Genomic DNA, 25,653 nt, shown 5'->3' with positions numbered 1-25,653 from the left:
GCGTCCAGTCGGCCGCTCGCCAACGTTGAGAAAACATGCTCACCATGGCCAAGCTCAACCTTGGAGGCCACCTTGCCGCCGCAAGCCGCCACGCCGCCCGCCGCGACCGCCCCGGCGCCGCCCGCATCGCCCACCTTGCAGCGCCTGGCGCCGGTGGCGCAGAAGGCCAAGGCCTTGCTGCTGACCAAGGGCGGCAAGACCGAGAACGCCGTCGTGCGCTATCAGATCTTCACGCGGACGATCGCCAAGCCGGGCGCCGTTCCCGTCGCGCCGGCGGGCGTGACCGTGTCGGCCATCCCCTGCGCCTGGGTTGTCGAGTCCTACCTCCAGCGCGATCTCTGCTTCTACTCGATCACTGGAACCCTCGGTTGCGAGGAGGGGGCGACCAAGCCGTTGCAGGCCATCGAGAACGGCCAGGCCGATCTGCCCGTCGGGACCGCGTGCGAGGTGTTCGCCAAGCCCGTCACCGACGCCGAGGATCGGGTGATCGCCAGCCTGGACCGCCTGAAGGACCAGATGTTCGAGGACGACTACAAGCTCGCGGTCCAGCCGCGTCTCCTCAAGAGCGGCGTTACGATCACGGAACGCTGACGCGTTCCCAGTCCGGGGTCTGGTTGCGGAACCAGGTCAACTGGCGCTTGGCGTAGCGGCGGGTCTCCTGCCGCGCGGCGTCCAGAGCCTGCTCCAACGTGGTCTCGCCCCGGAGATGAGCGGCGAACTCGCGGTAGCCGACGGCCTTCAGGGCGGGCAGGGCAGGATCGAGCTTCCGCGCCTCCATGGCTCGCACCTCGTCCAGCGCGCCTTGCTCGACCATGACCGAGAGACGCGCGTCGCAGCGGGCGTAGAGGTCGGCGCGCGGCGGGTCGAGCACCAAGCCCTTCCAGGTTCCAGGCGCGAGCGCGGGCTTGGTGTCGGTCTGCCAGGCGGTCAGCGACTTGCCGGTCGCCACCGCCACGGCGTGGGCGCGAACCAGGCGTTGGCGGTCGCCCGCCTCGATGCGGGCCTCGGCGTCGGGGTCCAGGGGGCGAAGAATCTCGCGGAATTCCGCTTCGCCCCGCGCGGCGTAGAGCAGGCCGGAGATCTCGCGCTGGGTCTCGGGCACGGGCGGCACGTCCGCCAGGCCATGGGTGAGGGCGCGAAAGTAGAGGCCGGTGCCGCCGACCACGATCGCGGGCCGTCCCCGGGCTTCGATGTCCGACAGCGCCTTGGTCACCGCCTCCAGCCAACGGCCGACCGACCAGCCGACGGCGGCGTCGGCCACTTCGAACAGGTGATGCGGCGCGCGGGCGATCTCCTCGGGCGAGGGACCGGCGGTCAGGACGCGCAGGCCCGCATAGATCTGCATGGAGTCGGCGTTGACGATCTCGCCGCCCAGCGCCTCGGCCAGCCGCAGGGCATGGGCCGACTTACCGCTTGCGGTCGGGCCGGCAATCAGCCAGATGCGGGGCGCGATGTCCGAACTCTCCACCATTCCGACCGTCCTCACCGTCGTGGGGGCGAACCCCGACGCATACGCCGCCGCCGTTTCGCGCGCCGAAGCCGTGCTGTCCAGCCGCCGCGAGACCCTGGGGCCTCTGGCCGCCGACGTCCATGGGGATCGCGGCGTGCTCGAGACCTTGGCGGACGATCTCGCCGGCCTGCCGGTCGACCTCGCGATCCAGCCGGTCGCCAACCGCCGCAAGCGCCTGCTGATCGCCGACATGGACTCCACGATCATCAACGTCGAGTGCCTGGATGAACTGGCCGACTTCGCCGGGGTCAAGGACAAGGTCTCGGAGATCACCGAGCGGGCGATGCGCGGCGAACTGGCCTTCGAAGGCGCCCTGCGCGAGCGGGTCGGCATGCTGAAAGGGCTGGGCGTCGACGCCCTTCAGGCCTGTTACGATCAGCGGGTGCGGCTGAACCCAGGCGCCGAGACGCTGGTGCGCACGATGGCCGCGCACGGCGCGCGCTGCGCCCTGGTCTCGGGCGGCTTCACCTTCTTTACCAGCCGCGTGGCCGAGGCGGCCGGCTTCCACCTGAACCGCGCCAACACCCTGATCGAGCGCGACGGCGCGCTGACGGGCGAGGTCGGCGATCCGATCCTCGGCAAGGAGGCCAAGCTGGCGGCGCTCCGCGAGGAGACGGCGGCGCTGGGCCTGACCCCCGCCGACGCCCTGGCCGTCGGCGACGGCGCCAACGATCTGGCGATGATCGAGGCCGCGGGTCTGGGCGTCGCCTATCGCGCCAAGCCGATCGTGGCGGCCCAGGCCGACGCCAAGGTCGACCATACCGACCTGACGACCTTGCTCTACTTCCAGGGCTTTCGGGCCGAGGAGTTCCGCCGGTGAGCTTCCCCCGCCGCGTCGAGGCCGTCGTGTTCGACATGGACGGCCTGCTGCTGGACACCGAGATCGTCTACCGCGCGGCGATGATCGACGCCGGCAAGGCGTTCGGCGTGGCGTTCACCGGCGAGATCTACGCCGCCATGGTGGGCAAGACGACGCCCGAGAGCGCCGCCATGATGCGCCAGCTCTATGGCGAGGATTTCCCGGTGCAGGCCTATTTCGAACGGGTCTGGGCCGACATCGAGGACCTGCTGGAAGCCGAGACCAAGCTGAAGACGGGGGTCGTCGAGATCCTCGACTATCTGGACGACCTGGGCTTGCCGCGCGGCATCGCGACGTCGAACGGCATGGCCGCCGTCGAGCGTTATCTGGGTCGCTTTGATCTGCTTCACCGGTTCAACGCGGTGGTCGCCCACCACGACGTGACGCGACACAAGCCGAACCCCGATCCCTACCTGCTGGCCGCCGAGCGCCTGCGCGTCGACCCCGCCGGGTGCCTGGCGCTGGAGGACAGCCACCCCGGCGTCCGCGCCGCTCACGCGGCCGGCATGATGACGGTGATGGTGCCCGACATCCTCGATCCGAACGAGGAGATGCACGACAAGTGCGTGCACATCGCCGACAGCCTGCACCATGTGCTGGATCTGCTGAAGGCGTCCGTCGAAGGCGTCGCCTAAGCCTTCCGGCGCGCTTCTTCCGGCAGGTCGATCGACCAGCGGTCCAGGAACGCGACCAGCGCGTCCAGCGCCATCGGCTTGGCGATGTGATAGCCCTGGGCCAGGTCGCAGCCCATCAGTTGCAGGGCGGCCAGGCCCTCGCGGGTCTCGACGCCCTCGGCGGTGACCTTCATGCCCAGGCTGTGGGCCAGGTCGACCGTCGACTTGACCAGCAACGCGTCCTTGTCGCCGGCCTGCAAGGTCATGACGAAGGCCTTGTCGATCTTCAGCTCGTCGGCGCGGATCTGCTTCAGATAGGCCAGGGACGACAGGCCCGAGCCGTAGTCGTCGATCGACACCGACACGCCCGCCTCGGCGAAGCGCTCCAGCACGCCCAGGGCCACGTCGGGATTGCCGATCACGGCGGTTTCGGTGATCTCGAAGCAAAGCCGCGCCCCGGTCGCGGCGACGCGCGCCAGGGCGTGGTCGGCGAAGGCGTGGTCGTCGATCAGGCGGCCCGAGATATTGACGGACATCAGCACGTCGTGGCCGGCGGCGGCCAGGCGGGCCTGGTCCTCGATCGCCTGGTCCAGGACATAGTCGGTCAGCGCGCGGATGTGGCCGGTTTCCTCGGCCATGCCGACGAAGAGATCGGGGCGCAGGAAGCCGCGCGTCGGGTGGTTCCAGCGGGCCAGGGCCTCGACGCCGGTGATGAGGCCGGTGCGCAGATCCAGCTTCGGCTGATGATTGAGATAGAGCTGGCCGCGACGGACCGCCTCCAGCATCTCGCTCATCAGCGACAGATTGGCGGACGGATCGCCATAGGCGGCCGCGTCGAAAGACATCAGCTTTTTCCGGGCGGCCCGGGCCTGGTCCAGCGCGATCAGCGCGCGCTCGATCAGGCGGGAGGCATCCAGCTCGCCCGCCGTCGTCGCGGCCAGGCCGTGGCTGACGTGGACGTCGACGGGTTCGCCGCCGATCAGAATGGGGGCCTCGAGACTCGGCACGAAGCGCTCGGCGCGCCGCAGCACCGAGTCCATGTCGCTGGCCGCCGAGATCGTGCAGAGGATCGAGGTGGTGAGGCGTCCGACGACGACGCCCGGCACGGTGGCGGCGACGCGTTGGCCCAGTTTCGCCACCAGCTGCGTGGCCTGCTCGTAGCCGATGGCGGCGCGGACCTGCGGGAAACGGTCGAAGCCGATCGTGCTGATCACCACCTGCTCGCCGGGCGCCAGCCCGGCCAGACGGCGCTCGATCTCGCGCTCCAGGGCGCGGCGGTTGGGCAGTCCGGTCTCGCTGTCGTGCAGGGCCTGTCGGATCATGTCGGCTTCGCGCTGGCGGATCTCGCTGGCCATCAGGTTGAAGCTGTCGGCCAGGCGGCCGATCTCGTCGCGCGTGTTTACCTCGACGGTCACTTCCTCGCCGCGCTGCAGACGGCGCGCGGCGACGTCGAGGGCGGTGATCGGCTTGGCGAGCCCACGCGACAGAGCCCAGCTCGCCGCCGCGACCAGGGCCGCGCCGATCAGGCCGACGACCAGCACGGCCGCCATCAGCGGACGGTAGGGCGCCATGGCCTGGGCCATCGGATAGCGCAGCACCAGGGCCGCGCCGCTGGCTCGGTCCAGCGCCTGGATCGGCTTGACCAGCACGAGGCTCTGGGCCCCGCCCGCGCCCAGCATGGCCGGCTCGCGCAGTCGGCCGCGCATGGCTTGACCGACGAAGGCGGCGAGGGCGGCGTTGGCCGGTCCTCGGTCGGCGGAGATCCACTGCTCGCCGCGCTGGTCGAACACCTGGGCGTCGAGGCCGATGGCCGAAAGCTTTTCCAGCGCCTGCATCTCGCGCTCGTCGAGCTTGGCGGCGAAGACGACCCAGCCGGCCAGGGTCGGCGACAGGATCGGCGCGGAGATCACCTGGTAGGGCTGGCCGTCGATGGTGAAGACGCCCTGGGCGTCGTCCCGGGCGTCGAGCGCGCTCCAGAGCTTCTGGAGGTCGAGCCGTGACGGGTCGACGCCCTTGACCTCGCCGTCGACGCCGACCGTGAACGCCAAGTCGAGACCCAGCCGCTGGCGCAGATTGCCGACCGCCGACTCGATCGTCGGTCCGTCATGGGTCGCGACCGCCGCGCGGAAACCGAAGTCGCGCGACAGCAGCTCGGCGCCGTCGTGAAGGCGCTGGGTGCGCAGGGCCCAGACGCGGTCGAACACCGTCCCCGAGGCGGCCAGCTCCTCGCGCACGGCGCGCTGGGCGTTGTGGGCGATCGCGACATAGACCGTGACCGCGATCAGGCTCAGCGCCAGGGCGAAAAGCCCGGCGTAGAGGACGGTCAGCTTGGTCTGGAGCCGCGTGAACATCTGGGCTTCAGTGATGCTCGGCCGGCGCGCGCAGATCGATGGCCACGGTCTCGCGAGCCGGGCCCGCGCCGAGGCTGGTCGTGGTCAGCGCCCGCTCGTTCTTCAGGGCGCGCATGTAGGGATGCCAGAGCTTGGCGGTGACGGCGCCCGGCGGCACGTCCTGGATAGTCACGACGCCATTGGCGTCCGTCTTGCCGGCATAGGCGGTGTCGACCACGCGAATGAAGCCGACCATTTGATCGTGGATGTTGCAGCCGATCGCCACCGCGCCCGGGGCGCTCATCTTGGCGGTGCGGTTCTCCTCGTGGCCGTACAGCTTGATCTCGAACTTGTTGCCCGGCGAGAAAGAATAGACGTGGTGGCGGACCTTATCGAGGTTGGGGAACGAGACCTCCGCGCCGACCGGGACCACCAGCATGAAGGGGCTGAACTGGATGTTCTGCTGCGCCACCCGATAGGGCCAGGGGAACTTGATCGGGCCCTTGGTCGGCTGACCGTTGGGATAGACCATCACCACAGCGTCGGGGACGGGTTTGCCGTCGGCGCCCCGCACGGTGACCGTGAAGTCCCCCGCCAGCGCCTGGCCGCCCCACAAGGTCGCGGCCGCCATGAGCAGAACTGCGTGTTTCATCGGCTTTTTCCTAGCCTTGAGCGCGTGAAGTGCGCGTTAACATCGTGGCCGGGCGGCGCCAAACGTGACGTGAGCTTGTCGAGACCTTCGAAACCCTCCGTAAAACCTTGGCGGTCCAAGGTCGCTTCTGTTGAAGACGATGCGACGGCGGGGGCGATTCCTTGATCAAGGCCATGAAGCGACTGGCGGGCGCGGCGATCGTCGCGGGCGCTCTGACCGGCTGCGGCGCGGGGGCGGCCCTGGCCGGCGAGATCGAGACCGGTGGCAAGCTCCTACTGACTCACGGCGTCAGCGCGCTGGAGGGCGGGGCGGGCGGCGGTCTCTCGACCTGGGCGGTGATCGCCGGCGCCGAGACCAGCCGCGGCGTCGGCGGCGAGGCGCACGCGACCTATGTCGGCGTCCGCGATTACAAGCTGCGCGCCTTCGGCGCCGCGGTCGGCTGGCGCGACCGGTTCGAGCTCTCGGCGACGCGCCAGGACTTCGACACCGGCGCGACCGGGGCCAAGCTCGGCCTCGGCAAGGGCTTCACGTTCAAGCAGACCGTGCTGGGCGCCAAGGTGCGGGTGCTGGGCGACGCGGTCTACGATCAGGACACCTGGGTTCCGCAGATCAGCGTCGGGGCGCAGTACAAGCATAACGACCAGGGCGCGATCGTGAGCGCGGTGGGCGCCAAGGACGAAAGCGGCGTCGACGGGTACGTGGCGGCGACCAAGCTTCTGCTCGACAAGTCGCTGGTGCTGAACGGGACGGTGCGGCTGACCAAGGCCAATCAGACCGGCCTGCTGGGCTTCGGCTCGGCCACGGACAATGGCTACAGGCCCCAGTTCGAAGGCTCGGCCGGCCTGCTGCTCAGCAAGCGCTTCGTGGTGGGGGCCGAGTACCGGACAAAGCCCAGCAACCTGGCCTTCGCCAAGGAAGACGACTGGATGGACCTGTTCGCGGCCTACGCCGTCAGTCAGCACCCGTCGGTCACCGCGGCCTATGTCGATCTCGGCGACATCGCCACCTTCAGGAATCAGCGCGGGCTCTACCTGTCGCTGCAGGCCGGCTTCTAGGGAGGAAGCGACCATGACCAAGATCTCCGTCATCGCCGCCGTCGCCGCCCTGGCCCTGGCCGGTTCGGCCTTGGCCCAGACGGTTCCTCCCGGCGAGAAGCCGGTCGATCCCTACAAGCAGTCCAACGCCAACGCCGGCGCGACGCCGATCACCGATCCGTCGGTCTGGGTCGCGTTCCACGGCAAGCCCGGCGTCGATCGGATCGTCGAGACCTTCGTCGAACGGAACTACGCCGACCCGCGGGTGAAGGACTTCTTCGCGGCGGCCGACAAGGCGCGGCTGACGCGGACCCTCAAGGAGCAGTTCTGCTACATCCTGGGCGGCGGCTGCGACTACACCGGCAAGGACATGCGCGAGGCCCACAAGGACCAGGGCGAGACCAACAAGGATTTCAACGCCATGGTCGAGAACCTTCAGTTCGCCATGGACCGCGAGCGCGTCCCCTTCGCCGCGCAGAACAAGCTCTTGGCCAAGCTGGCGCCGCAGCAGAAGGACATCGTGCAGCGATAGGGTCGCTACGGCCTTGTAAATCGACAGGACCGCGCGGATATCAGGCCCCCGACCTGGAGGCCCGACCTTGACCGCGACCCTCGATGACGCCCGCGTGGCCCTGGACCGCATCGCCGACCCGGCGAGCGGGCGGGGGTTGGTCGCCGCCGGCCTGGTGCAGGGCCTGGTGGTCCGCAACGGCCGCGCCGGCTTCGTGCTTGAGGTGCCCGCCAGCCAGGCCGCGACCTACGCGCCGGTCCGAGACGCCGCCGAGAAGGCGCTCGCCGGTCTGCCCGGCGTCGAGATCGCCCAGGTCGTGCTGACCGCCCAGGCCGCCGAGGGCGCGACACGCGTGCGCAAGGGCGCCAAGATTTCCGAGGATCCACAGGCCCGCGTGGTCCCGCCGCCGGAGGCCGAGAAGCCGGCCCATGTCCGCCATGTGATCGCCGTGGCCTCGGGCAAGGGCGGGGTGGGCAAGTCCACGGTCTCGACGAATCTCGCCGTCGCCTTCGCCCGGATGGGCCTGCGCGTCGGCCTGCTGGACGCGGACATCTATGGTCCGTCGGCGCCGAAGATGATGGGCGTGGACGGCGATCCGCTGTTCGAGGACGGCAAGCTCCAGCCGCTGGAGGCCCATGGCGTCAAGCTGATGTCGATCGGCTTCATCGTCGACGAGGGCAAGGCGATGATCTGGCGCGGGCCGATGGCCTCGTCGGCGGTGCGCCAGATGATCCACGACGTGGCCTGGGGCTCGGAAGCCCAGCCCCTGGACGTGCTGGTCGTCGACCTGCCGCCGGGCACCGGCGACGTGCAGCTGACCCTGGTTCAGAAGCTGCGGATCGACGGCGCGGTGCTGGTGACGACGCCGCAGGAGATCGCCCTGATCGACGCCCGGCGCGCGGCGGCGATGTTCGAGAAGACCGCGACCCCGATCCTGGGCCTCGTCGAGAACATGGCCTTCTTCGCCGATCCCGCGACCGGCGCGCCGATCCCGATCTTTGGCGAGGGCGGCGGCGTGGCCGAGGCCGAGCGCCTGAAGGTTCCGCTGCTGGGCCGCGTGCCCCTGGAGATCGCGGTGCGCCTCGGCGGCGACCAGGGCGTTCCGGCGGTGATCTCCGAGCCGGAGGGACAGGCGGCGCGGGTCTTCGTGGGGGCGGCGAGGATCCTCTGGGAAGCGGTCGGGCCGTAAAGTGAAAAGCCCGCCCGGATCGCGCCGGGCGGGCTTCTCGTTTCAGCGGTTCGCCAGCCTTAGAAGCTGAAGCGGGCGCCGGTCGAGAGCACGACGGCCGAACCGGTCACGTCGCCCATAAGACGCACCGTCGAGCCGGTCGCGGTGACGTCCGTGCGGTTGATCCGCGCGTTGTCGAAGCTGATGTAGCTGATCGCCGCGTCGAGCTTGAGGTTGTCGGTCGCCGCCCAGGTGGCGCCGGCCGCGTACATCATGCGATCGCCGTCCGGCACGCGGGCGGTGCGGCCGACGTCCGGCGTCGGGGTCGGGTCGTACTGGACGCCGGTGCGCAGGGTCAGGCGCGGCGAGGCCTGGAAGTCGACGCCGACGGCATAGGTCGTCACGTCCTTGTAGTTCTGCGGCACGGCGGTGGCCGAACCGGGGAAGTTGACGCGGATGGCGTCGAACTCGCTCCAGCCCACGCGGCTGACCGAGCCGTTCAGCGTCCACTGGTCGTTGACCATCCAGCGCGCGCCGACATTGGCGATCCACGGCAGGCTGATCCTGGCCTGGCCGTCGACCGAGAAGTTGTTGGCCGCCGGGATCGGGGCCAGGAGGCCGGCGACGGCCACGGTGCCCTTCAGCTTCTGATCGATCTTGCTGCGATAGCTGGCGCCGATCGTGAAGCGTTGCGACGGGTGGATCTGGGCGCCGACGGTGTAGCCATAGGCCCAGCCGTCGCCCTTCAGCGACTGGGTCCCGTCGGGCTGCAGCGGCGAGATGTTCGGCAGGGCGTTGGTCAGCTTGGCGTCGGCATAGAGGGCGGTGACGCCCACGCCGAGGTCGATCATGTCGTTGACGCGATAGGCGACCACGCCGTCGACATTGACCGTGCGCAGCTGCGACTTCAGGGCGTCGTAGCGGGTCCAGGCGTCGGGATTGTATTCGGTGGTGAAGTTGTACGGCGCGGCGACCGACACGCCGAGCGACAGGCGGTCATTGATCCGGAAGGCGCCGCCCAGGTTCGGCACGACGCCGTCGTTGATCGGGTCGAAGGCCGTGCCCGCGCCGCCGACCGGGGTGGTCAGGCCGGCCGGCGGGATCGGACGGGTGATGGTCGAGCCGTCATTGACGACCTTGGAGTTCACCTGGATCAGGTTCAGGCCGAAATAGCCTTCGCTGCGCTCGATGCCGGCGATCGAGGCGGGGTTCCACCACAGGCTGCCGACGCCCTTGTCGGCGACTTCGCCGGAATAGGCGCGGCCGGTGCCGCGCACCGACTGTTCCTGCAGGTAAAAGGCCGAGGCGGAGGCCTGGGAGGCGGCGGCGAGCGCCACGAGGGCCACGCCGGCGGCGAGGCGGGTACGCGAGAGAGACATTTTGACTAGCGACCTTCTTGGGGAGGAAGAGGCTCGCGAGCACCGGGCGGCGCTCGGGGAGCGCCGCGTTTAACGCATGTTGCCGGATAGCGTTGCTATTAATTGATCGAAAGGAGAATTTTATCGCTTTTGTTAAAGATGCGGGGCCGCTAGGGCCCCACATCAATCGTCGTTATGTCAAAACTGGGCCGTAATCTTGAGCTCGGCCAGTCTATGTTTCGCGGCTCAGCCGCCGGCCATCTTGCGGAAGAACTTCTGGCCCTGCTCGCCGCCGTTGAAATAGGCCTTCTGGCCCGCTTCGGCGGTGATCTGGTCCCAGCTGTCGCGGACTTCCTCTGCCGACAGCCCGCCTTCGCCCAGATAGACGCCCTCGGTCTCGTAGATCCGCGACAGGGCGAAGGCGCCGGCGCCGGCGGTCAGGATCGCGCCGGTCGGGGCTTCTTCCGAGCACAGGTAGACGACGCCCGGGGTGACGTATTCCGGGGCCAGCTTGGCCAGGACTTCCGGCGGCATCAGGCCCTCGGTCATGCGGGTGGCCGCGACCGGGCTGATGGCGTTGATCTTCACGTCGTTCTTGGCGCCCTCGAGCTTGAGGGTGTTCATCAGGCCCAGCACCGCCATCTTGGCCGCGCCGTAATTGCTCTGGCCGAAATTGCCGTACATGCCCGACGACGACGTCGTCACGACGATACGGCCATAGTTCTGGGCCTTCATGATGTCCCAGACCGCCTTGATCGGCTTGAAGGTGCCGAACACGTGCACCTGCATGACCAGTTCGAAGTCGGCCAGCTCCATCTTGGTCAGGGTCTTGTCGCGCAGGATGCCGGCGTTGGCGATCAGGATGTCGATGCGACCCCAGGCGTCCATGGCCTGCTTGACCATGTGGGCCACCCCGGCGTCATCCGCCACCGACGAGCCGTTGGCGATCGCCTCGCCGCCGAAGGCCTTGATCTCCTCGACGACCTTCTGGGCCGCCTCGGACGAGCCGCCCGAGCCGTCGACGCTGCCGCCCAGGTCGTTGACCACGACCTTGGCGCCCCGGCGGGCCAGTTCCAGGGCGTGCTGCCGTCCCAGGCCGCCGCCGGCGCCCGTCACGATCGCCACCTTGCCGTCGAAGCGGATGTCCGCCATGCCGAAGTCTCCCTCAAACGCGTGTTTGGTTTGGCGGTGTTGTGCGGCGCGGGAGAGGGCAGGTCAAGGGGACCGCCGACGCCCACGCGAACTCATCCTCACGCGGCGCGACCGCTGAAGGTGAGGGGAGGCGACGGAGCGGCCGGGCAAGCCGGAGACCGTGAGATGTGTTTGCGTTTCGGCTCGATCGTCCGCTCCGCCAGGCTGTTCTTGCCCGTGAGGGGGCGGGCGTGAGCGTTGCCTGCTCGGGTCCCCCTTCGCCCCCGCGACGGGGACGCGGAAGATTGCGCGGGGGAACTTGGCGCGGATCATTCAGGGGCGCGAAAAAATCGTAGAGCGTTGATTTTGTGTGGTTCTAGTCATCGAACGCCGAGCATGGACGCCGCCTGATCCCCTCTCTTTGGAGAGAGGGGGTTGGGGTGCGGCTATGCCTTCTTCTTCGTCATGCCCCCCGCCACCGGAGGCGTCGGCTTGTTCCGCTTCACGCCGGCCTTCTGGCCGGGCTTCATGAACTTGACCAGCACGCGCTGGCCCACCAGCAAGGGCGAGCCGTCGGCGCTGACCACGACTTCGACGACGCGTTCGTCGCTGCGCTGGCTGGGATCGTCCGAGGCGAGCTTGCGGGCGCCGAAGACTGAGGCGCGGCGCAGGACCTTGCCGACATAGGCCTTGTCAGGATCGCTCTCGGGCTGGATTTCGACCTCCTGGCCGATCGCCACGTTCGGGATGTCGGCCTCGACGATCTCGGCGCGGACGATGCGCTGGGTGTTCGGCTCGAGGTCGAACATCGAGGTGACGTTCAGGGTCGAGGCGCCGGCCCCGGGATTGGCCTGGCGGCGGGCGATGCGGCCGTCGGCCGGGGCGCGGATCACCGTCAGCTCCTGGGTGTACTTGGCCTGGGCCAGCTGGGCGGTGGCGACGCCGATGGCGGCCTGCTGGGCGCCGATGCTGGCCGTGGCCGAGGCGATCTGGTCGCGGGCGGTGTCCAGCTTCTGGGCGGCCACGTAGTTGGAGGCGGCCAGGCCTTGCAGGCGGTTATATTCGCGCTGGGCCGTGCGCAGCTGCACCTGATAGAGCGCCAGCTGAGCGCGGGCCGAGGCGAGGGCGGCGCTGGCGGTCTGGGCGGCCAGGCGCGCGTCGTCGTCCTCCTGCTTGGCCAGCGGCTGGCCGGCCTTCACCATGTCGCCTTCCTGGACATAGACCTCGCGGATGATGCCTTGGCGGCGGGCGGCTACCTGGATCACGCCGCCCTCGATGTCGGCCTTGCCCTGCGCGATGGCCGCGTAGGGCGAGGGCTCCTCCTGGGCGGCGGCCACCTCCAATTGCTTCTTCTTGGCGGCGGCCTGCTTCTTGGCGAAGACGAAGCCCCCGCCCAGCAGCACGACGACGATGATGACGATCCAGAAGGCGGGTCGGCGCAGGAAGCCGGGCATCTTTGAGGTTCCCCCAGAAATCAGTGGCTGAGCGGCGCGGGATTGGCGTCGGGCGTGCGGCGCACGTCGTCCAGGATCCGGCCGTCTTCGATGTGGATGACGCGGTCGGCATAGGCCTCGAGCCGCGGGTCGTGGGTCACGCAGATCACCGCCGCGCCGCGCTCTGTGGCGGCCGCGCGCAGCAGCTTGATCACGATCTCGCCGCTCTTGCCGTCGAGGGCCGAGGTCGGTTCGTCCGCGAAGATCAGGTTCGGGTTCTTGGCCAGGGCGCGGGCGATCGCCACGCGCTGCTTCTCGCCGCCCGACAGCTCGGACGGGCGCTGGTTGACGCGCGGGCCCAGGCCCACCGACTCCAGAGCCGCCTGGGCGCGCTTGGCGGCCTCCCCGGGACCGATGTCCTGGTACTTGAGCACCGTCATCACCTGCTGCTTGGCGGTCAGGGCCGGGAACAGGTTGAAGCCCTGGAAGATGAAGCCGCAGTGGTCGAGGCGGAACTTGTCGATCTTGCCCTTGGGCAGCGCCCAGAGGTCTTTGGCCTCCAGGGCGGAGACCTTGCCCTCGTCGGGCATCAGCAGGCCCGACAGCGCCGCCACCAGGGTCGACTTGCCCGATCCCGAGGGGCCCATGACCATGGTCACGTCGCCGTGCTTGGCGTCGAAGTCCACGCCCTTGAGCACCTCGATGAAGGTCCGGCCGGTCTTGAACCGCTTGACCAGGCCCTGGGCGGCCAGGGCGGTCTCGCCCCGCTTGTGGCTGTGATCGTGACTCATCGCAGCAGGTCCGCCGGTTGGCTGTTCTTGAGGATGCCCAGCGACAGGAAGCCGGACAGCATGGCGATGCCGATCAGGAAGACCGCGACGATGATCACCAGGGTGGGCGGGAAGTACATCGGCACGCCGCCGGCGACGGCGAGCAGCGACACGCCCCAGGTCAAGAGGCCCGCCGCCAGAACGCCGACGATGCCGACCCAGAAGCTGAGCTCCATGACGATCTTGCGCAGGTCGCCCATCGAGACGCCCAGGGCGCGCAGGGAGGCGAACTCCTTGATGTTGGCCATGATCGCCCCACGCAGGGTCTGCCAGGTGATGGCCACCCCGATCAGCAGGCCCAGGAACGCCGAGAAGCCCAGCATGATGCCGATGATCTGGTCGTCCAGCATGGCGCTGGCGTTGGCGTCGGCGAGTTCCTGACGGGTCCAGGCGCGGAACTTGCCGTCGGCCTTCTTGTTGAGTTGGGCCGCGACGATCTCCGCGCGGGCGGGGTTCTTGATCTCGACCATCAACGGTCCGACCCGCTGGCCGGTATCGGCCTCGCCCAGCATCCGCAGCGTGTCGCGCGACATGACCAGGGTCGCCTGGATGACGTTCGGATAGCCGTGGGTCACCACCGCGATGTAAATGGTCTTGCCGTTGTAGAGGGCCTTGTCGCCCTTCTTGACGCCCAGGCGCTTGAGCGCGGTTTCGTCCACGGCGACGGCGAACGGGCGGCGCAGGGCCTCGATCATATCTTGGGTGTAGTCGGTCGGGACCGTCACATATCCCGGGATGGCGTCGATCACGAGGACGTTGACGAACTCGCTCTTGCGGCCTCCGCCGGCCGCGCCCTTGCCGCCCTTTTTGGCGCGCGCCTCTTGCTTGGCCTGCTGCTCGGGCGTGAGGATATTCTGGAAACGGCCCCCGGAGCCGTCCAGCGGCGCCACCTGCGTGACCTCGGGGTGGCTGTAGACCAGCGGGATCATGCGCCGGGGCAGGCCGGATTGACCCCCGCCGAACAGCGCCTTGGCGCCCGGGCCCAGCACCATGATGTCGGCGCGCGCGCGGTCGATCTGGGCGGTGAAGCCCTTGCCGATGCCCACGAACATGCCGACCTGGGCCAGCACCAGAAGGCCCGAAAAGGCCAGGGCGACCACGGCCGCCATGTAACGACGCCACTCATAGAGAAGAGTGGCCAAGGCCAACGACATTCGAAACCCGCTCCCCCATACCGACGGTTGCAGGAATGAACGGGGATCGGCGAACGTCCAAGTTAAATCGGGGTAAGGCGGATTGCCGCAGTGAAATATTCGTGGATGTCGTGGAACAAAGGCGTCTTGGCCCTCCCATCCCGAGCCTGGAACGACCCACTCAGTGCAACGACCGACCCTTCCCCCGATCGTCCCGCGACTCGCCTTGGCGTGGGTCCTGACGCTGGCGGCGACCGCGCCGGCGCGAGCCGACGAGGGGATGTGGCCCCTCGACAAGGTCCCGGTCGACAAGATCAAGGCCGCCTATGGCGTGACCCTGGACCAGGCGTGGCTGGACGCCGCCCAGGCGGCGGCGATTCGGCTGAGCGACGGCTGCTCGGGCGGCATCGTCAGCCCCGAGGGACTGGTGGCGACCAACAATCACTGCGTCGCCGAGTGCGCCCAGGGCCTGGCTGGCCCGGGCCGTGACTACGTGCGCGACGGCTTCCTGACCAACGCCCGCGACGAGGAGCTGAAATGCGCCGGCCTGCAGGCCGAGGCGCTGCTGTCGATCATCGAGGTCACCGATCAGGTCCGCGCCGCGGCGGCCGGAAAGACCGGCGAGGAGTTCTCGCGCGCCCGCGACGCGGCGATGGCCCTGGCCGAGGTGGCGGCGTGCGGCGGCGAGGCCGGGCTGCGCTGCCAAGCGATCAGCTTCTTCCGAGGCGGTCAGTACAAGGTCTACAAGTATCGCCGCTACGCCGACGTGCGTCTGGTGTTCGCGCCCGAGCAGGCGGCCTCCGCCTTCGGCGGCGACCCGGACAATTTCAACTTCCCGCGCCACGGTTTCGACGTCGCCTTCCTGCGGCTCTATGTCGATGGCCGTCCCGCGGCGACGCCGCGCTTCTTGAAGTGGCGCGAGCACGCCCCGACGGACGGCGAGGTCAGTTTCATCGTCGGCAATCCGGGCTCGACCGATCGGCAGCTGACGGTGGCGCAGCTGGAGACCCAACGGGACCTCACCCTGCCTTTCGGCCAACTGCAGCGGGCCGAACTGCGCGGACGCTTGACGCAATTCTCGACGGAGAGCGGCGAGCGCGCGCGGCTGATCGCGCCGGCCCTGGCCTCGATCGAGAACAGCTACAAGGCCATCCAGGGGCGCCAGAAGGCGTTGAACGACAAGGACTTCATGGCCGCCAAGCAGGCGGCGGAGACCGCCCTGCGCGCCCGGATCGCCGCCGATCCCAAGTGGTCGGTCGAGGTCGGTGACGCCTGGGACCGGATCGCCCGCGCCCAGGTCGCGGCGCTGGACCTGTTCGCGCCCGTCCGTCAGTTGGAAACGGGGGCGGGGGGCGGGTCGGACCTGTTCTACCTCGCGCGCCTGCTGGTTCGCGCGGCCCAGGAGCGCGACAAGGCCAATGCCGACCGCCTGCCGGAATATGTCGACACGCGCCTGCCGATGATCGAGCGCCGGGTGCTCGACACCCAGCCGGACGAGCCCACCGTCGAGCAGATCTATCTGGAGCAGTGGCTGCTGAAGACGCGCGAACTGCTGACCGTCGACGCGCCGCAGGTGCGGGTGATGCTGGGCCGCGAAAGCCCGGCGGCGCTGGCCGAGAAGCTGGCGCACAGCCGCGTGGGCGATCCGGCCTTCCGCAAGGCCCTGTGGCAGGGCGGGATCGAGGCGATCGAGGATTCCAACGACCCGCTGGTCCAGCTGGTGCGCCGCACCGACCACGGGGCTCGCGTGGCGCGGGCGGCCTGGGAGAAGACGGTCTCGGGTCCCGTCGACACGGCCGCCGAGAAGATCGCCCGCGCGCGCTTCGCGCTCCTGGGCGACACGGACTATCCGGACGCGACGTTCACGCTGCGGCTGTCGTACGGCAAGGTCGCCGGCTGGCGCGAGCGGGACGGCCTGGTCGCGCCCTTCACCACGTTTGGGGGGCTCTACGACCGGGCGACCGGCGCCGCGCCGTTCGCCGTCGCGCCGCGCTGGCTGAAGGCCCGCGCCAAGCTGAACCCGGACACGGTGTTCGACTTCGTCACCTCCAACGACATCATCGGCGGCAATTCGGGCTCGCCGGTGCTGGACGCCGCCGGCGAGGTGATGGGCGTGGCCTTCGACGGCAACATCCACTCGCTCGGCGGCGCCTACGGCTATGACGGCGCCCGCAACCGGGCGATCTCGGTCTCGGCCGTGGCCGTCTCCGAGGCCCTGGCCAAGGTCTATGGACGAAATGCTCTGCTGCGCGAACTGACCGGTCCTTAGGCCCGACACCGTGACGGCGGGGCCCCGGGAGCGACGCCGAGCGCTTTCGTTAAGCCTTCCTTACGCAAGGCGCTTGCGCCGGACGCCGGACTTGGTGTCATTCTTCGCCCCTTGGTCGGCGTCGCGGGGGCGTCGCCTCATCGTAAGGTCTTCGTCTTGATGTTCCGTCCCGAGAACGTTCAGGCCCTGGCGGGTCTGGCGCTCACTTTGGGCCTCTGCTGGCTCGTTTCCGAGAATCGCAAGCGATTCCCGTGGTTTCTCGCCATCGCCGCCCTGATCGTCCAGGTGCTGCTGGTGCTGGTGCTGTTCGGCCTGCCGCAGGCCCAGCAGCTGATGCGCGGCGTCAACGGCGCGGTGGAGGGCCTCGGGACCTCGACCCAGGCGGGGACGGCCTTCGTATTCGGCTTCCTGGCCGGCGGCGACCAGCCCTATCCGGTCAGCAATCCGGGGGCGGGCTTCATCTTCGCGTTCCGGGTCATGCCGGTGATCCTGGTGGTCTGCGCGCTGTCGGCGCTGCTGTGGCACTGGAAGATCCTGAAGTGGCTAGCCCAGGGCTTCGGCTTCGTGTTCCAGAAGACTTTGGGCCTGCGCGGCCCGCCGGCCCTGGCCACCGCCGCCACCATCTTCATGGGCCAGATCGAGGGTCCGATCTTCATCCGCGCCTATCTCGACAAGCTGTCGCGCTCGGAGCTCTTCATGCTGATCGCGGTCGGCATGGCCTGCGTCTCGGGTTCGACCATGGTCGCCTACGCCACCATCCTGCACGACGTCCTGCCCAACGCCGCCGCCCACGTGCTGACGGCCTCGATCATCTCGGCCCCGGCCGGCGTGCTGCTGGCCCGGATCATCGTGCCGTCCGACCCGATGGAGAAGGGCGGGGACCTCGACCTTTCGACCGAGGACAAGACCTACGGCAGCTCGATCGACGCGGTGATGAAGGGCACGACCGACGGCCTGCAGATCGCTCTGAACGTCGGGGCGACCCTGATCGTCTTCGTGGCCCTGGCCACCATGGTCGACAAGATCCTGGGGGCTTTCCCGCCGGTCGGCGGCCAGCCGCTGAGCATCGCGCGGGGCCTGGGCGTGGTTTTCGCCCCGCTGGCCTGGTCGATGGGCGTGCCGTGGAAGGAAGCCGGGACCGCCGGCGGCCTGCTGGGCGTCAAGCTGATCCTGACCGAGTTCACCGCGTTCATCCAGCTGGCCAAGGTCGGCGCCGGGACGCTGGACGAGCGCACCCGGATGATCATGACCTATGCGCTGTGCGGCTTCGCCAATATCGGCTCGGTGGGCATGAACGTCGCCGGCTTCTCGGTGCTCGTGCCCCAGCGCCGCCAGGAGGTGCTGAGCCTGGTCTGGAAGGCGATGATGGCCGGCTTCCTGGCGACCTGCCTGACGGGCTCGCTCGTGGGGCTGATGCCGCGGAGCCTGTTCGGGCTTTGATCAACTTTTAGTTGCCCTTATCCCTCCCTTCCCCCTCTGATGGGGGAAGGGTCGGGGATGGGGGTGACAGCGTGTCCGAAGAGTCCGCGAGGCCAAGGCACGCTCCCGGCGCCGTCAAGCGCGCTCGTCGTCTCAGGCACGGGATGACCGCCAGCGAGAGAGTGCTCTGGAAAGCTCTCCGCGCGCTCGATCTCCACATTCGCCGACATTCGCCGACAAGCGCCGATCGGTCCCTACATCGCTGACTTCGTCCATCACGGCGCGCGGTTGGTTATCGAGGTCGACAGCGGCTGGCACGACGACCCGGAGGCGCAGCGTCGCGACGCTGAACGCGACGGCTGGCTGGCGTCTCAGGGCTATCGGGTGATGCGCGTCCGGGACGGCGAGGCGTTCGCCGATCCGTATGGCGTGGCCGAGCGCATCGCGGCGGAGATTCAGCGGCCACCCCCATCCCAACCCTTCCCCCATCAAGGGGGAAGGGCTTTTCTGGTCGGAAAGGGAGGAGCCACATGAAGCTCTATGACTGCCTGCGCGCGCCCAATCCTCGCCGGGTGCGCTGGTTCATGGCCGAGAAGGGGATCGAGGACGTCGAGATCGAAACCCTGTCGATCATGAAGGGCGAGCACCGCTCGCCCGCTTACCGCGCCAAGGTCGGCGTGTCGCACATGCCGGCCCTAGAACTGGACGACGGGACCGTGATCACCGAGTCGGTGGCGATCTGCCGCTATCTCGAGAGCGTCTATCCCGAGCCCAACATGTTCGGGCGCGATCCCAAGGAGACGGCGATCATCGAGATGTGGCAGCGCCGCACCGAGATGACGATCGTCACGCCCCTGGCCCTGGCCGTTCGCCACACCAATCCGAACATGGCCGCGCTGGAGGCTCAGGTTCCCGAGGTCGGCGAGAACAACCTGACCGGGGCCAAGCGCGCGTTGAGGTTCCTGGACCAGCGCCTGGCCCAAAGCGAGTTCGTCGGTGGCGACCGCATCACGATCGCCGACATCGTCACGGTCACGGGCGTCGATTTCGGGCGGATGATCGACTTCCGGCCGGATGCCGAGCTGGTCCACGTCAACCGCTGGCTCTCGGCCATGCTGACCCGGCCGGCGGCGGCGGCGGGGATGCCGGTCAAACCCGCGGCCTGATTTTCTTCACCACGCCCGAGAAGTTCAGCATCGGCCCGGTCCCGGTCGAGATCAGGCCCCGGATGAACAGCAGCGAGCCGCCGGCGCGGATCACCTCGCCGGTGGCGGTGACGAGGTCGCCGGTCTTGGCGGGGCCGACGAACTCGCCGTTGAGGCTGACGGTCACCGCGCGGCTGTCGATCAGCTCCTTCCAGGCGATCGCGAACAGCGAGAAGTCGGCGAAGGTCATCATGCAGCCGCCGTGCATGAAGCCGCCGCCGTTCATGTGCTTCTTCTCGGCGCGGAAGGCGGCGGTGACGCGGCCGTCGTCGTCCTGCCGGAAATAGAAGGGGCCCGACTGATCCTCGAACGGATCCATGCCGGACCAGGTGCGCCAGCCGGCCCACTCGCCGTCGGTGATCAGGCGAGGCCCGCTCGAAATCTCGTTGCCGCCGTCCATGACCGTCCCCTCCGCGTGGCTTATCATCGTTCAGCTAGAAGGCCGGGACGCTCCGCGCAAGCCGCCGCGCTCGCCTGGGCCGACAATCCGTGGCATGGGAGCGCCATGACTACCCCCATCCAAGAGACCATCCTGTCCCAGCTGGCGGCCCTGCCGGCGGGCAAGTCGATCGACCCGATGAACGTCGCCAAGGCGATCCAGCCCGAGCGCTGGCAGCAGCAGCTGGGCCACGTGCGGACCAACGCCATCGAGCTGGCGCGCGAGGGCAAGATCGTGATTCTGCGCCACAACAAGCCGACCAATCCCGAGAAGTTCCGGGGCGTTTATCGCATCCGCCTGCGCATGGAGGGCGATCCGACCAGCTTCGAGGAGGCGGTCGAGGGGGACGAGGACTGACGGCGGAGGCGAAATCCTCTTCCTTCGACAGGCTCAGGATGAGGATTTCTTTTGAACCGCCGGCAAAATAGCCCTCATCCTGAGCTTGTCGAAGGACGAGGGCGGCGCCTCCGGTTTGGAGAACGTTCGAGCGCGCCTAAATCTCCGCCATGTCCCTAGACGCCCTGCTGTCCGAGATCGCCGCCTGCCGGGCCTGCGCGCCGTACCTGCCGCACGTCCCCCGGCCGGTGACGCGGGTCAGCGCGGAGACCCGCATCCTGATCGCCGGCCAGGCGCCCGGCCGGCTGGTGCACGAGACCGGCCTCCCGTTCAACGATCCGTCGGGCAACCGCCTGCGCCAGTGGATGGGGATCGACCGCGAGACCTTCTACGGCCGGCCCGAGATCGGCGTGGCGGCCATGGCCTTCTGCTTTCCGGGAACCAATCCGAAGGGCGGCGACTATCCGCCGCCGCCGCGCTGCGCGGCGCTGTGGCGGGCGCGCCTGCTGGAGCGCCTGCCGAACGTCGAGCTGACCCTGCTGGTGGGGAGCTACGCCCAGGACTGGGCGCTGCCGGGCCGGACCGGCAAGACCATGACCGAGACCATCGCCCGCTGGCGCGAATTCGGGCCTACCGTCCTGCCGATGCCGCATCCCTCGTGGCGCAACACCGCCTGGCTGAAGCGCAATCCGTGGTTCGAGGCCGAGGTCGCGCCCTATCTTCGCCAGCGGGTCGCGGACATTCTGGGGCGATGAACCGCCGCGCCTTGATCCTGACCGCCTCGGCCGCCGCCCTGGCGGGCTGCGCGCCGCTGCGCCAGCGGCCGGACCTGGCGGCCCTGGGCTTTCGAGGGCCTCGGATCACCGACGAGGGCTTCGTCAGCTTCGACGGCGCGAAGCTCGGCCTGATGCGCTGGCTCCCGGCCGGCGAGCCGGCGTGGGTGGTGGTCGGGCTGCACGGCATGAACGACTATTCCAACGCCTATCACCTGGCGGCCGCCTGGTGGGCGGAACGAGGCGTCGCGACCTACGCCCTCGACATCCGGGGCTTTGGCCGCTCGCCCGAGCGCGGGGTCTGGGCGCCGACGGATCTGGTGCTGGAGGACGTGCGGGCGCTGGTCGCGGCGGTGCGCGAGCGACATCCCGGGGCCAAGCTGGCGCTGGCCGGCGTCAGCATGGGCGGCGCCCTGGCCATCGCCGCCATGGCCTCGGACGACCCGCCGCCGGTCGACAAGCTGATGCTGTTCGCCCCGGCCGTCTGGGGCTGGTCGAACCAGCCGCTGCCCAACCGCCTGAGCCTGTGGGTCACCGCCCATACGGTCGGCCAATGGATGGTCAAGCCGCCGGACTGGCTGGCGCGCCACGTGATGGCGTCCGACAATGTCGACGAACTGCGCCGCATGGGCCGCGACCCGCTGATGATCTGGGGCGCGCGGTCCGACGCCATCTACGGCCTGGTCGGGCTGATGGAGCGGGCCTGGCGCTCGACCGGCGTGATCAAGGTCCCGACCGCCTGGTTCTACGGCGCGAACGACCAGATCATTCCGCGCGCGCCGACCGTCGAGGCGGCGGCGCGCCTGAAGCCCGGCGCGAAGACGGCCTATTACGCGCGGGGCTATCACCTGCTGCTCATCGACCGGCAGGCCGAGCGGGTCTGGAGCGACGCCGAGGCCTTCCTGCGCGACAGCGCCGCGCCCTGGCCGCCCTCGGGGGCGCCGCCGATCCCGTCCAGCGTCGCGGCGATGACAGCGTTGGATCCGCGCAGGCCACGGAAGGCGGCCCAGCGTTCGGGCTTGTGACCGCGGACGAGGGGGCGTAAACCCGCGCCACGTTCATTCTGGCCTAGCCGAGACCGACAGCATGACCTTGTTTGATTCCCCCGATTTCGAGGGACACGAAGGCGTCCACGCATTCTTCGACGAAAAAACTGGTCTGAAGTCGATCATCGCCATCCACTCCACCGCGCGAGGCCCCGCCGCCGGCGGCTGCCGGATGTGGGACTATGCCAGCGCCGACGCGGCCGTGACCGACGCCCTGCGCCTGTCGCGCGGCATGTCCTACAAGAACGCCATGGCCGATCTCGACTTCGGCGGCGGCAAGGCCGTGATCCTGGGCGACAGCCGCAGCCAAAAGACGCCCGAGCTGTTCGAGGCCTTCGGTCGCGCCGTCGACAGCCTGGGCGGGCGGTACTGGACCGCCGAGGACGTCGGCGTCTCGCCGGCCGACCTGACCAGCACCCGCAAGACGACCCGCTTCGTGGCCGGTCTCGAGGGCCATGCCGCCGCTTCGGGCGATCCGTCGCCGGTGACCGCCGAGGGCGTGTTCCGGGGCGTGCGTCTCTGTGTCGAGCGAGCGCTGAACCGCGACCTGAAGGGCGTGCATGTCGCTCTCCAGGGCGTGGGCCATGTCGGCGCCTATCTGGCCGAGAAGCTGCACGCCGCCGGCGCGGTGCTGACCATCGCCGACGTCAATCAAGCGGCTCTGGAGACGGTCGCGGCCAAGACCGGCGCGACGATCGTCCCCGTCGAGGCCATCTTCGACGTGGAGGCCGACGTCTTCGCGCCCTGCGCCTTGGGCGGGGCGATCTCGGCGGCGACCCTGCCGCGCCTGAAGGTCAAGGTGATCGCCGGCGGGGCCAACAACCAGCTGGCCGACGCGATGATCGGCCAGGCCGTCTTCGATCGCGGCATCCTCTACGCCCCGGACTACGTGATCAACGGCGGCGGCATCATCAATGTCGCGGCCGAGATCCGCGCCCTGGAAGCCGGCGGCGCGTTCGACGGCGGCTGGGTCGCGGCCAAGCTCGATCGGCTCGCCCAGACCCTGGCCGAGGTCATCGACCAGTCCATCGCCGAGAAGCGGCCGGCCAACCTGGTCGCCGACCAGATCGCCCGCGCGCGCATCGCCGCCGCGCGCGGCTAAACCGGCTCTTCAAGCGTTCTTCCGGGGAAGCCCCACGGAGACGCCGATGTCGCATCTGGACGACCTGAAACAGCAGCTGGACGACGCGGTCGCGGCCCAGGATTTCGAGACCGCCGCCAAGCTGCGGGTCGAGATCGAGGGCATCCAGCACAGCGCCCTGGTGCGCGAGGTCGAGCCTCGGCCTCGCGCCTCGTATTTCGAGCGCCAGGTTCCGGGGCGGATGGGGCTGGGGACGGATCAGCCGGTCCCCAAGAAGCCGGACGGCTGGGTCATGCCCAAGAAGCCCGATCCGATGACCGCCAACCACTCGCGCGGCGGGCGGCGGCGAAAGGGTTAGGGCCCAATACCTCGTCCTTCGACAGGCTCGGGATGAGGTATTCTCCTGACGGGCCTCGAAAATCGTCCACACCCTGAGCCTGTCGAAGGGCGGGGACGTGATCCTCGCTAGGCCTCGGCGCGCGCCCGACCGCTGATCGCGGCGCCGGCGTCCTTGTCGAGCGCCAGATAGACCGGCAGGGCCAGCAGGGTGACGACGCCGATCGCGGCGAACGGCAGGACGAAGCGGTCGGGCGTCAGCACCCCGCCGGCGCCGCGCGCCACGTGCAGCATCACCCCGCCGAAACTGACGCCCAGCGCCAGCCCGACCTGCTGCATCACCGCCGCCAGGGTGGAGGCGGCGGCCGTCGACGCCTCGGGCACGTCGGCATAGGCGATGGTGTTGGCGGCGATGAACTGGCTGGAGCGACAGAAGCCGCCCAGGGTCAGGATCGCCATCATCAGGAGCTCCGGCGTGCCGGGGCGGAAGAAGCCGGGCGCGGTGGTGAAGAGGGCGGTCAGGGAGACGAAGACCGCCAGGGCGGTGCGGAAGCCAAAGCGCCTGAGAAAGGCGCTGGCGATCGGGCGGGCCACCAGAACGCCGACACCGCCGGCCAGGGTGACGAAACTGGCGCGCAGGGGGCTCCAACCCAGGGCGACCTGCAGCAACAGCGGCATCAGGAACGGACTGGCGCCGATGCCCAGCCGCACCAGGGTCCCGCCCAGCAGGCTGGCGCGAAAGGTGGGATAGCGCAGCAGGGTCAGGTCCAGGATGGGCCGCGCGTTCCGGCGGCTGATCCGCAGATAGGCGATCCCGCAAGCCAGGGAGAGGGTCAGCGCGACGATCCGCGCCCAGGGCGGCAGCAGGTTGACGCCGGAGGTCTCGGCCACGCCCACGAGGCCGCTGATCGCCAGGGCCGAGAGCGTGAAGCCCGCGGTGTCGAAGCGTCCGAGGTCGCGGCGCGGCTGGCTCCTCGGCACGAACCGCAGGACCGCCGCCATGCCCAGAAGGCCGACCGGCAGGTTGATGTAGAAGATCCAGGGCCAGTCGGCGACGCTGAGCACCAGGCCGGCGAGCGGCGGGCCGATCAGGGGGCCGACCAGGGCGGGCATGGTGAACCAGCCCATCGCCTGCAGCAGGCGCTCGCGCGGCGCCGCGCCGACCGCGATCAGCCGCGCCACGGGGGTCATCATCGCTCCGCCCAGGCCCTGGACGATGCGCGCGGCGACCAGGCCGCCAAGGTCGCGCGACAGGCCGCACAGCGCCGAGCCCAACAGAAAGACCGTCATCGCCGACAGGAACACGCGCCGCGCGCCGAACCGCTCGGCCGCCCAGCCGCTGGCCGGCGTGAACACCGCCAGGGCCAGAATGTAGGAGGTCAGGGCCAGCTTCAGGTGGATCGGATCGACCGCGAAGGCCCGCGACAAGGTCGGGAGCGCCGTCGACAACGCGGTGGAGTCGATGAACTCCATCAGGAGCGCGCTGGCGACCGCGATCGAGACGAGGCGGGACGACAGCGGGGAGGGCGCGGGCTGAGGCGGCGGCTCGGACACGGGGGCGCTTTACGCCCAGGACGCCCCCGGGTCTAGAGCCTGTCTGTTTCGAATGGAAACCTTCGAAGCAGATAAACAGGCTCGATTTCAAACATTTAGAGCGTGCTAGCCGCCGAAACGGCTCACACTTTCGGCTATCACCCTCTAGCGCCCGCGCACCGAGACGCTGACGCCGACGACCGTGTCCTTGTCGGCGTAGTCGAAGCCGTTGAACTTGCGGCGGGTCGCCGTCAGCGAGACCAGGCTGGACCCCTTGCGATAGCCGACGCCCACCTGGCGGCTGCCGAAACGCGCCAGCTTTTCCTCGCTGAAGCCGGCGTTGCGCCAGCCGCCGAAGGTGTCGCGGATCAGGTTGAGGCCGAGCGCCTTGCCCGAGCTGGCGGCGAACAACATCCAGCGGCCGCGGCGCAGATCCTCGGCGGAGGCCGTCGCCTTCGACATCAGGCTCGAGGCGTTCAGGGTCAGGCGTTTGACCGCGCTGGACCGCAGGCCGAGCGGCGTGAAGGCCAGCGGCTGGTCGTCGACCCGCGCCTGCAGCACCTTGCCGTAGGCGCGCTGGGGCGCGGTCTTGGTCAGGGCCAGCACGGGGCGGGGGGCGGGGACCGGCGCTTCGGCCAGAACGCGAGCCGCCG

25 protein-coding genes and 2 pseudogenes are annotated in these 25,653 nt (G+C 69.3%); 16 read left to right on the top strand and 11 right to left on the bottom strand.

Annotation, left to right across the window (positions count from 1 at the left end):
- The first annotated feature begins 72 nt into the window (after positions 1-72).
- The gene (locus tag Q0V34_RS06745) at positions 73-591 is read left to right on the top strand and encodes a hypothetical protein (RefSeq protein ID WP_297509645.1); all 519 of its coding nucleotides are present in this window, start codon (positions 73-75) and stop codon (positions 589-591) included.
- Here Q0V34_RS06745 and miaA read toward each other — a convergent pair.
- A complete protein-coding gene (gene miaA / locus Q0V34_RS06740; RefSeq protein ID WP_297509643.1) occupies positions 578-1,471 on the bottom strand; it encodes a tRNA (adenosine(37)-N6)-dimethylallyltransferase MiaA in 894 nt (297 codons plus the stop codon). The two genes, Q0V34_RS06745 and miaA, sit on opposite strands and share 14 nt — an antisense overlap.
- On the opposite strand from miaA, the gene serB reads away from it, so the two are divergent.
- Positions 1,452-2,330, top strand: a complete 879-nt coding sequence (gene serB, locus Q0V34_RS06735) for a phosphoserine phosphatase SerB (RefSeq protein ID WP_297509641.1) — start codon at positions 1,452-1,454, stop codon at positions 2,328-2,330. The two genes, miaA and serB, sit on opposite strands and share 20 nt — an antisense overlap.
- Positions 2,327-3,004: an HAD family phosphatase gene (locus Q0V34_RS06730; protein ID WP_297509637.1), complete on the top strand. Its 678-nt coding sequence runs from the start codon at positions 2,327-2,329 to the stop codon at positions 3,002-3,004. Before serB ends, Q0V34_RS06730 begins: the two co-directional genes overlap by 4 nt.
- Here the strand turns inward: Q0V34_RS06730 and Q0V34_RS06725 are convergent.
- On the bottom strand, positions 3,001-5,334 hold the full coding sequence (locus tag Q0V34_RS06725) for an EAL domain-containing protein (RefSeq protein WP_297509635.1): 2,334 nt from the start codon (positions 5,332-5,334) through the stop codon (positions 3,001-3,003). The genes Q0V34_RS06730 and Q0V34_RS06725 overlap by 4 nt on opposite strands.
- 7 nt (positions 5,335-5,341) lie before the next feature.
- Positions 5,342-5,965 (bottom strand): methylamine utilization protein, encoded by a 624-nt coding sequence (locus Q0V34_RS06720; RefSeq protein WP_297509632.1) that lies wholly within the window; start codon positions 5,963-5,965, stop codon positions 5,342-5,344.
- A gap of 161 nt (positions 5,966-6,126) precedes the next feature.
- Here Q0V34_RS06720 and Q0V34_RS06715 point away from each other — a divergent pair, with 161 nt between their 5' ends.
- The 3 genes from Q0V34_RS06715 to Q0V34_RS06705 all read left to right on the top strand — a co-directional run bounded on the left by Q0V34_RS06715 (position 6,127) and on the right by Q0V34_RS06705 (position 8,699).
- Positions 6,127-7,020, top strand: a complete 894-nt coding sequence (locus tag Q0V34_RS06715; RefSeq protein ID WP_297509629.1) for a DUF3034 family protein — start codon at positions 6,127-6,129, stop codon at positions 7,018-7,020.
- Positions 7,021-7,033: 13 nt separating this feature from the next.
- Complete coding sequence (locus Q0V34_RS06710) at positions 7,034-7,531, top strand: group 1 truncated hemoglobin (RefSeq protein ID WP_297509626.1); 498 nt, start codon at positions 7,034-7,036, stop codon at positions 7,529-7,531.
- A 67-nt stretch (positions 7,532-7,598) separates the two neighbouring features.
- Positions 7,599-8,699, top strand: a complete 1,101-nt coding sequence (locus Q0V34_RS06705; protein WP_297509623.1) for an Mrp/NBP35 family ATP-binding protein — start codon at positions 7,599-7,601, stop codon at positions 8,697-8,699.
- Between the two features lie 59 nt (positions 8,700-8,758).
- On the opposite strand, the gene Q0V34_RS06700 is transcribed toward Q0V34_RS06705, so the two are convergent.
- The 5 genes from Q0V34_RS06700 to Q0V34_RS06680 all read right to left on the bottom strand — a co-directional run bounded on the left by Q0V34_RS06700 (position 8,759) and on the right by Q0V34_RS06680 (position 14,584).
- Positions 8,759-10,057, bottom strand: coding sequence for an outer membrane protein transport protein (locus Q0V34_RS06700; protein ID WP_297509618.1), 1,299 nt, complete (start codon positions 10,055-10,057; stop codon positions 8,759-8,761).
- A 225-nt stretch (positions 10,058-10,282) separates the two neighbouring features.
- Positions 10,283-11,188, bottom strand: a complete 906-nt coding sequence (locus Q0V34_RS06695) for an SDR family NAD(P)-dependent oxidoreductase (RefSeq protein WP_297509615.1) — start codon at positions 11,186-11,188, stop codon at positions 10,283-10,285.
- A gap of 425 nt (positions 11,189-11,613) precedes the next feature.
- Positions 11,614-12,621, bottom strand: coding sequence for an HlyD family secretion protein (locus Q0V34_RS06690; protein WP_297509612.1), 1,008 nt, complete (start codon positions 12,619-12,621; stop codon positions 11,614-11,616).
- Positions 12,622-12,641: 20 nt separating this feature from the next.
- On the bottom strand, positions 12,642-13,391 hold the full coding sequence (locus tag Q0V34_RS06685) for an ABC transporter ATP-binding protein (protein ID WP_297509609.1): 750 nt from the start codon (positions 13,389-13,391) through the stop codon (positions 12,642-12,644).
- On the bottom strand, positions 13,388-14,584 hold the full coding sequence (locus Q0V34_RS06680; protein WP_297509606.1) for an FtsX-like permease family protein: 1,197 nt from the start codon (positions 14,582-14,584) through the stop codon (positions 13,388-13,390). Before Q0V34_RS06680 ends, Q0V34_RS06685 begins: the two co-directional genes overlap by 4 nt.
- Before the next feature lie 205 nt (positions 14,585-14,789).
- On the opposite strand from Q0V34_RS06680, the gene Q0V34_RS06675 reads away from it, so the two are divergent.
- The 4 genes from Q0V34_RS06675 (at position 14,790) to Q0V34_RS06660 (ending at position 19,417) form a co-directional block, all read left to right on the top strand.
- Positions 14,790-16,832: a S46 family peptidase gene (locus tag Q0V34_RS06675; RefSeq protein WP_297509603.1), complete on the top strand. Its 2,043-nt coding sequence runs from the start codon at positions 14,790-14,792 to the stop codon at positions 16,830-16,832.
- A gap of 159 nt (positions 16,833-16,991) precedes the next feature.
- Positions 16,992-18,272 (top strand): nucleoside transporter C-terminal domain-containing protein, encoded by a 1,281-nt coding sequence (locus tag Q0V34_RS06670; protein WP_297509600.1) that lies wholly within the window; start codon positions 16,992-16,994, stop codon positions 18,270-18,272.
- Between the two features lie 189 nt (positions 18,273-18,461).
- A complete protein-coding gene (locus Q0V34_RS06665) occupies positions 18,462-18,785 on the top strand; it encodes an endonuclease domain-containing protein (RefSeq protein ID WP_367272043.1) in 324 nt (107 codons plus the stop codon).
- A complete protein-coding gene (locus tag Q0V34_RS06660) occupies positions 18,782-19,417 on the top strand; it encodes a glutathione S-transferase (RefSeq protein ID WP_297509597.1) in 636 nt (211 codons plus the stop codon). The genes Q0V34_RS06665 and Q0V34_RS06660 overlap by 4 nt, the downstream gene beginning before the upstream one ends.
- Here the strand turns inward: Q0V34_RS06660 and Q0V34_RS06655 are convergent.
- On the bottom strand, positions 19,401-19,856 hold the full coding sequence (locus Q0V34_RS06655) for a PaaI family thioesterase (RefSeq protein WP_297509595.1): 456 nt from the start codon (positions 19,854-19,856) through the stop codon (positions 19,401-19,403). The two genes, Q0V34_RS06660 and Q0V34_RS06655, sit on opposite strands and share 17 nt — an antisense overlap.
- Positions 19,857-19,961: 105 nt before the next feature.
- Here Q0V34_RS06655 and Q0V34_RS06650 point away from each other — a divergent pair, with 105 nt between their 5' ends.
- The 6 genes and pseudogenes from Q0V34_RS06650 to Q0V34_RS06625 all read left to right on the top strand — a co-directional run bounded on the left by Q0V34_RS06650 (position 19,962) and on the right by Q0V34_RS06625 (position 23,489).
- Positions 19,962-20,252 (top strand): DUF3253 domain-containing protein, encoded by a 291-nt coding sequence (locus Q0V34_RS06650; RefSeq protein ID WP_297509592.1) that lies wholly within the window; start codon positions 19,962-19,964, stop codon positions 20,250-20,252.
- Positions 20,209-20,366: pseudogene (locus Q0V34_RS06645) on the top strand (hypothetical protein); the annotation flags it as partial. The gene Q0V34_RS06650 and the pseudogene Q0V34_RS06645, both read left to right, overlap by 44 nt.
- 35 nt (positions 20,367-20,401) lie before the next feature.
- Positions 20,402-20,986 (top strand): uracil-DNA glycosylase family protein, encoded by a 585-nt coding sequence (locus tag Q0V34_RS06640; protein ID WP_297509589.1) that lies wholly within the window; start codon positions 20,402-20,404, stop codon positions 20,984-20,986.
- Positions 20,983-22,029: an alpha/beta hydrolase gene (locus Q0V34_RS06635; protein WP_297509586.1), complete on the top strand. Its 1,047-nt coding sequence runs from the start codon at positions 20,983-20,985 to the stop codon at positions 22,027-22,029. The genes Q0V34_RS06640 and Q0V34_RS06635 overlap by 4 nt, the downstream gene beginning before the upstream one ends.
- Positions 22,030-22,090: 61 nt before the next feature.
- A complete protein-coding gene (locus Q0V34_RS06630) occupies positions 22,091-23,152 on the top strand; it encodes a Glu/Leu/Phe/Val dehydrogenase (protein ID WP_297509583.1) in 1,062 nt (353 codons plus the stop codon).
- Between the two features lie 46 nt (positions 23,153-23,198).
- Complete coding sequence (locus tag Q0V34_RS06625; protein WP_297509580.1) at positions 23,199-23,489, top strand: UvrB/UvrC motif-containing protein; 291 nt, start codon at positions 23,199-23,201, stop codon at positions 23,487-23,489.
- Between the two features lie 107 nt (positions 23,490-23,596).
- Here Q0V34_RS06625 and Q0V34_RS06620 read toward each other — a convergent pair whose 3' ends face one another.
- A complete protein-coding gene (locus Q0V34_RS06620; RefSeq protein ID WP_297509578.1) occupies positions 23,597-25,021 on the bottom strand; it encodes an MFS transporter in 1,425 nt (474 codons plus the stop codon).
- 144 nt (positions 25,022-25,165) lie between these two features.
- Positions 25,166-25,653: pseudogene (locus Q0V34_RS06615) on the bottom strand (hypothetical protein); the annotation flags it as partial.

The organism is uncultured Caulobacter sp., assembly GCF_947036865.1.
Classification (GTDB): domain Bacteria; phylum Pseudomonadota; class Alphaproteobacteria; order Caulobacterales; family Caulobacteraceae; genus Caulobacter.
This window is presented reverse-complemented; position numbering and strand designations above follow the sequence as displayed.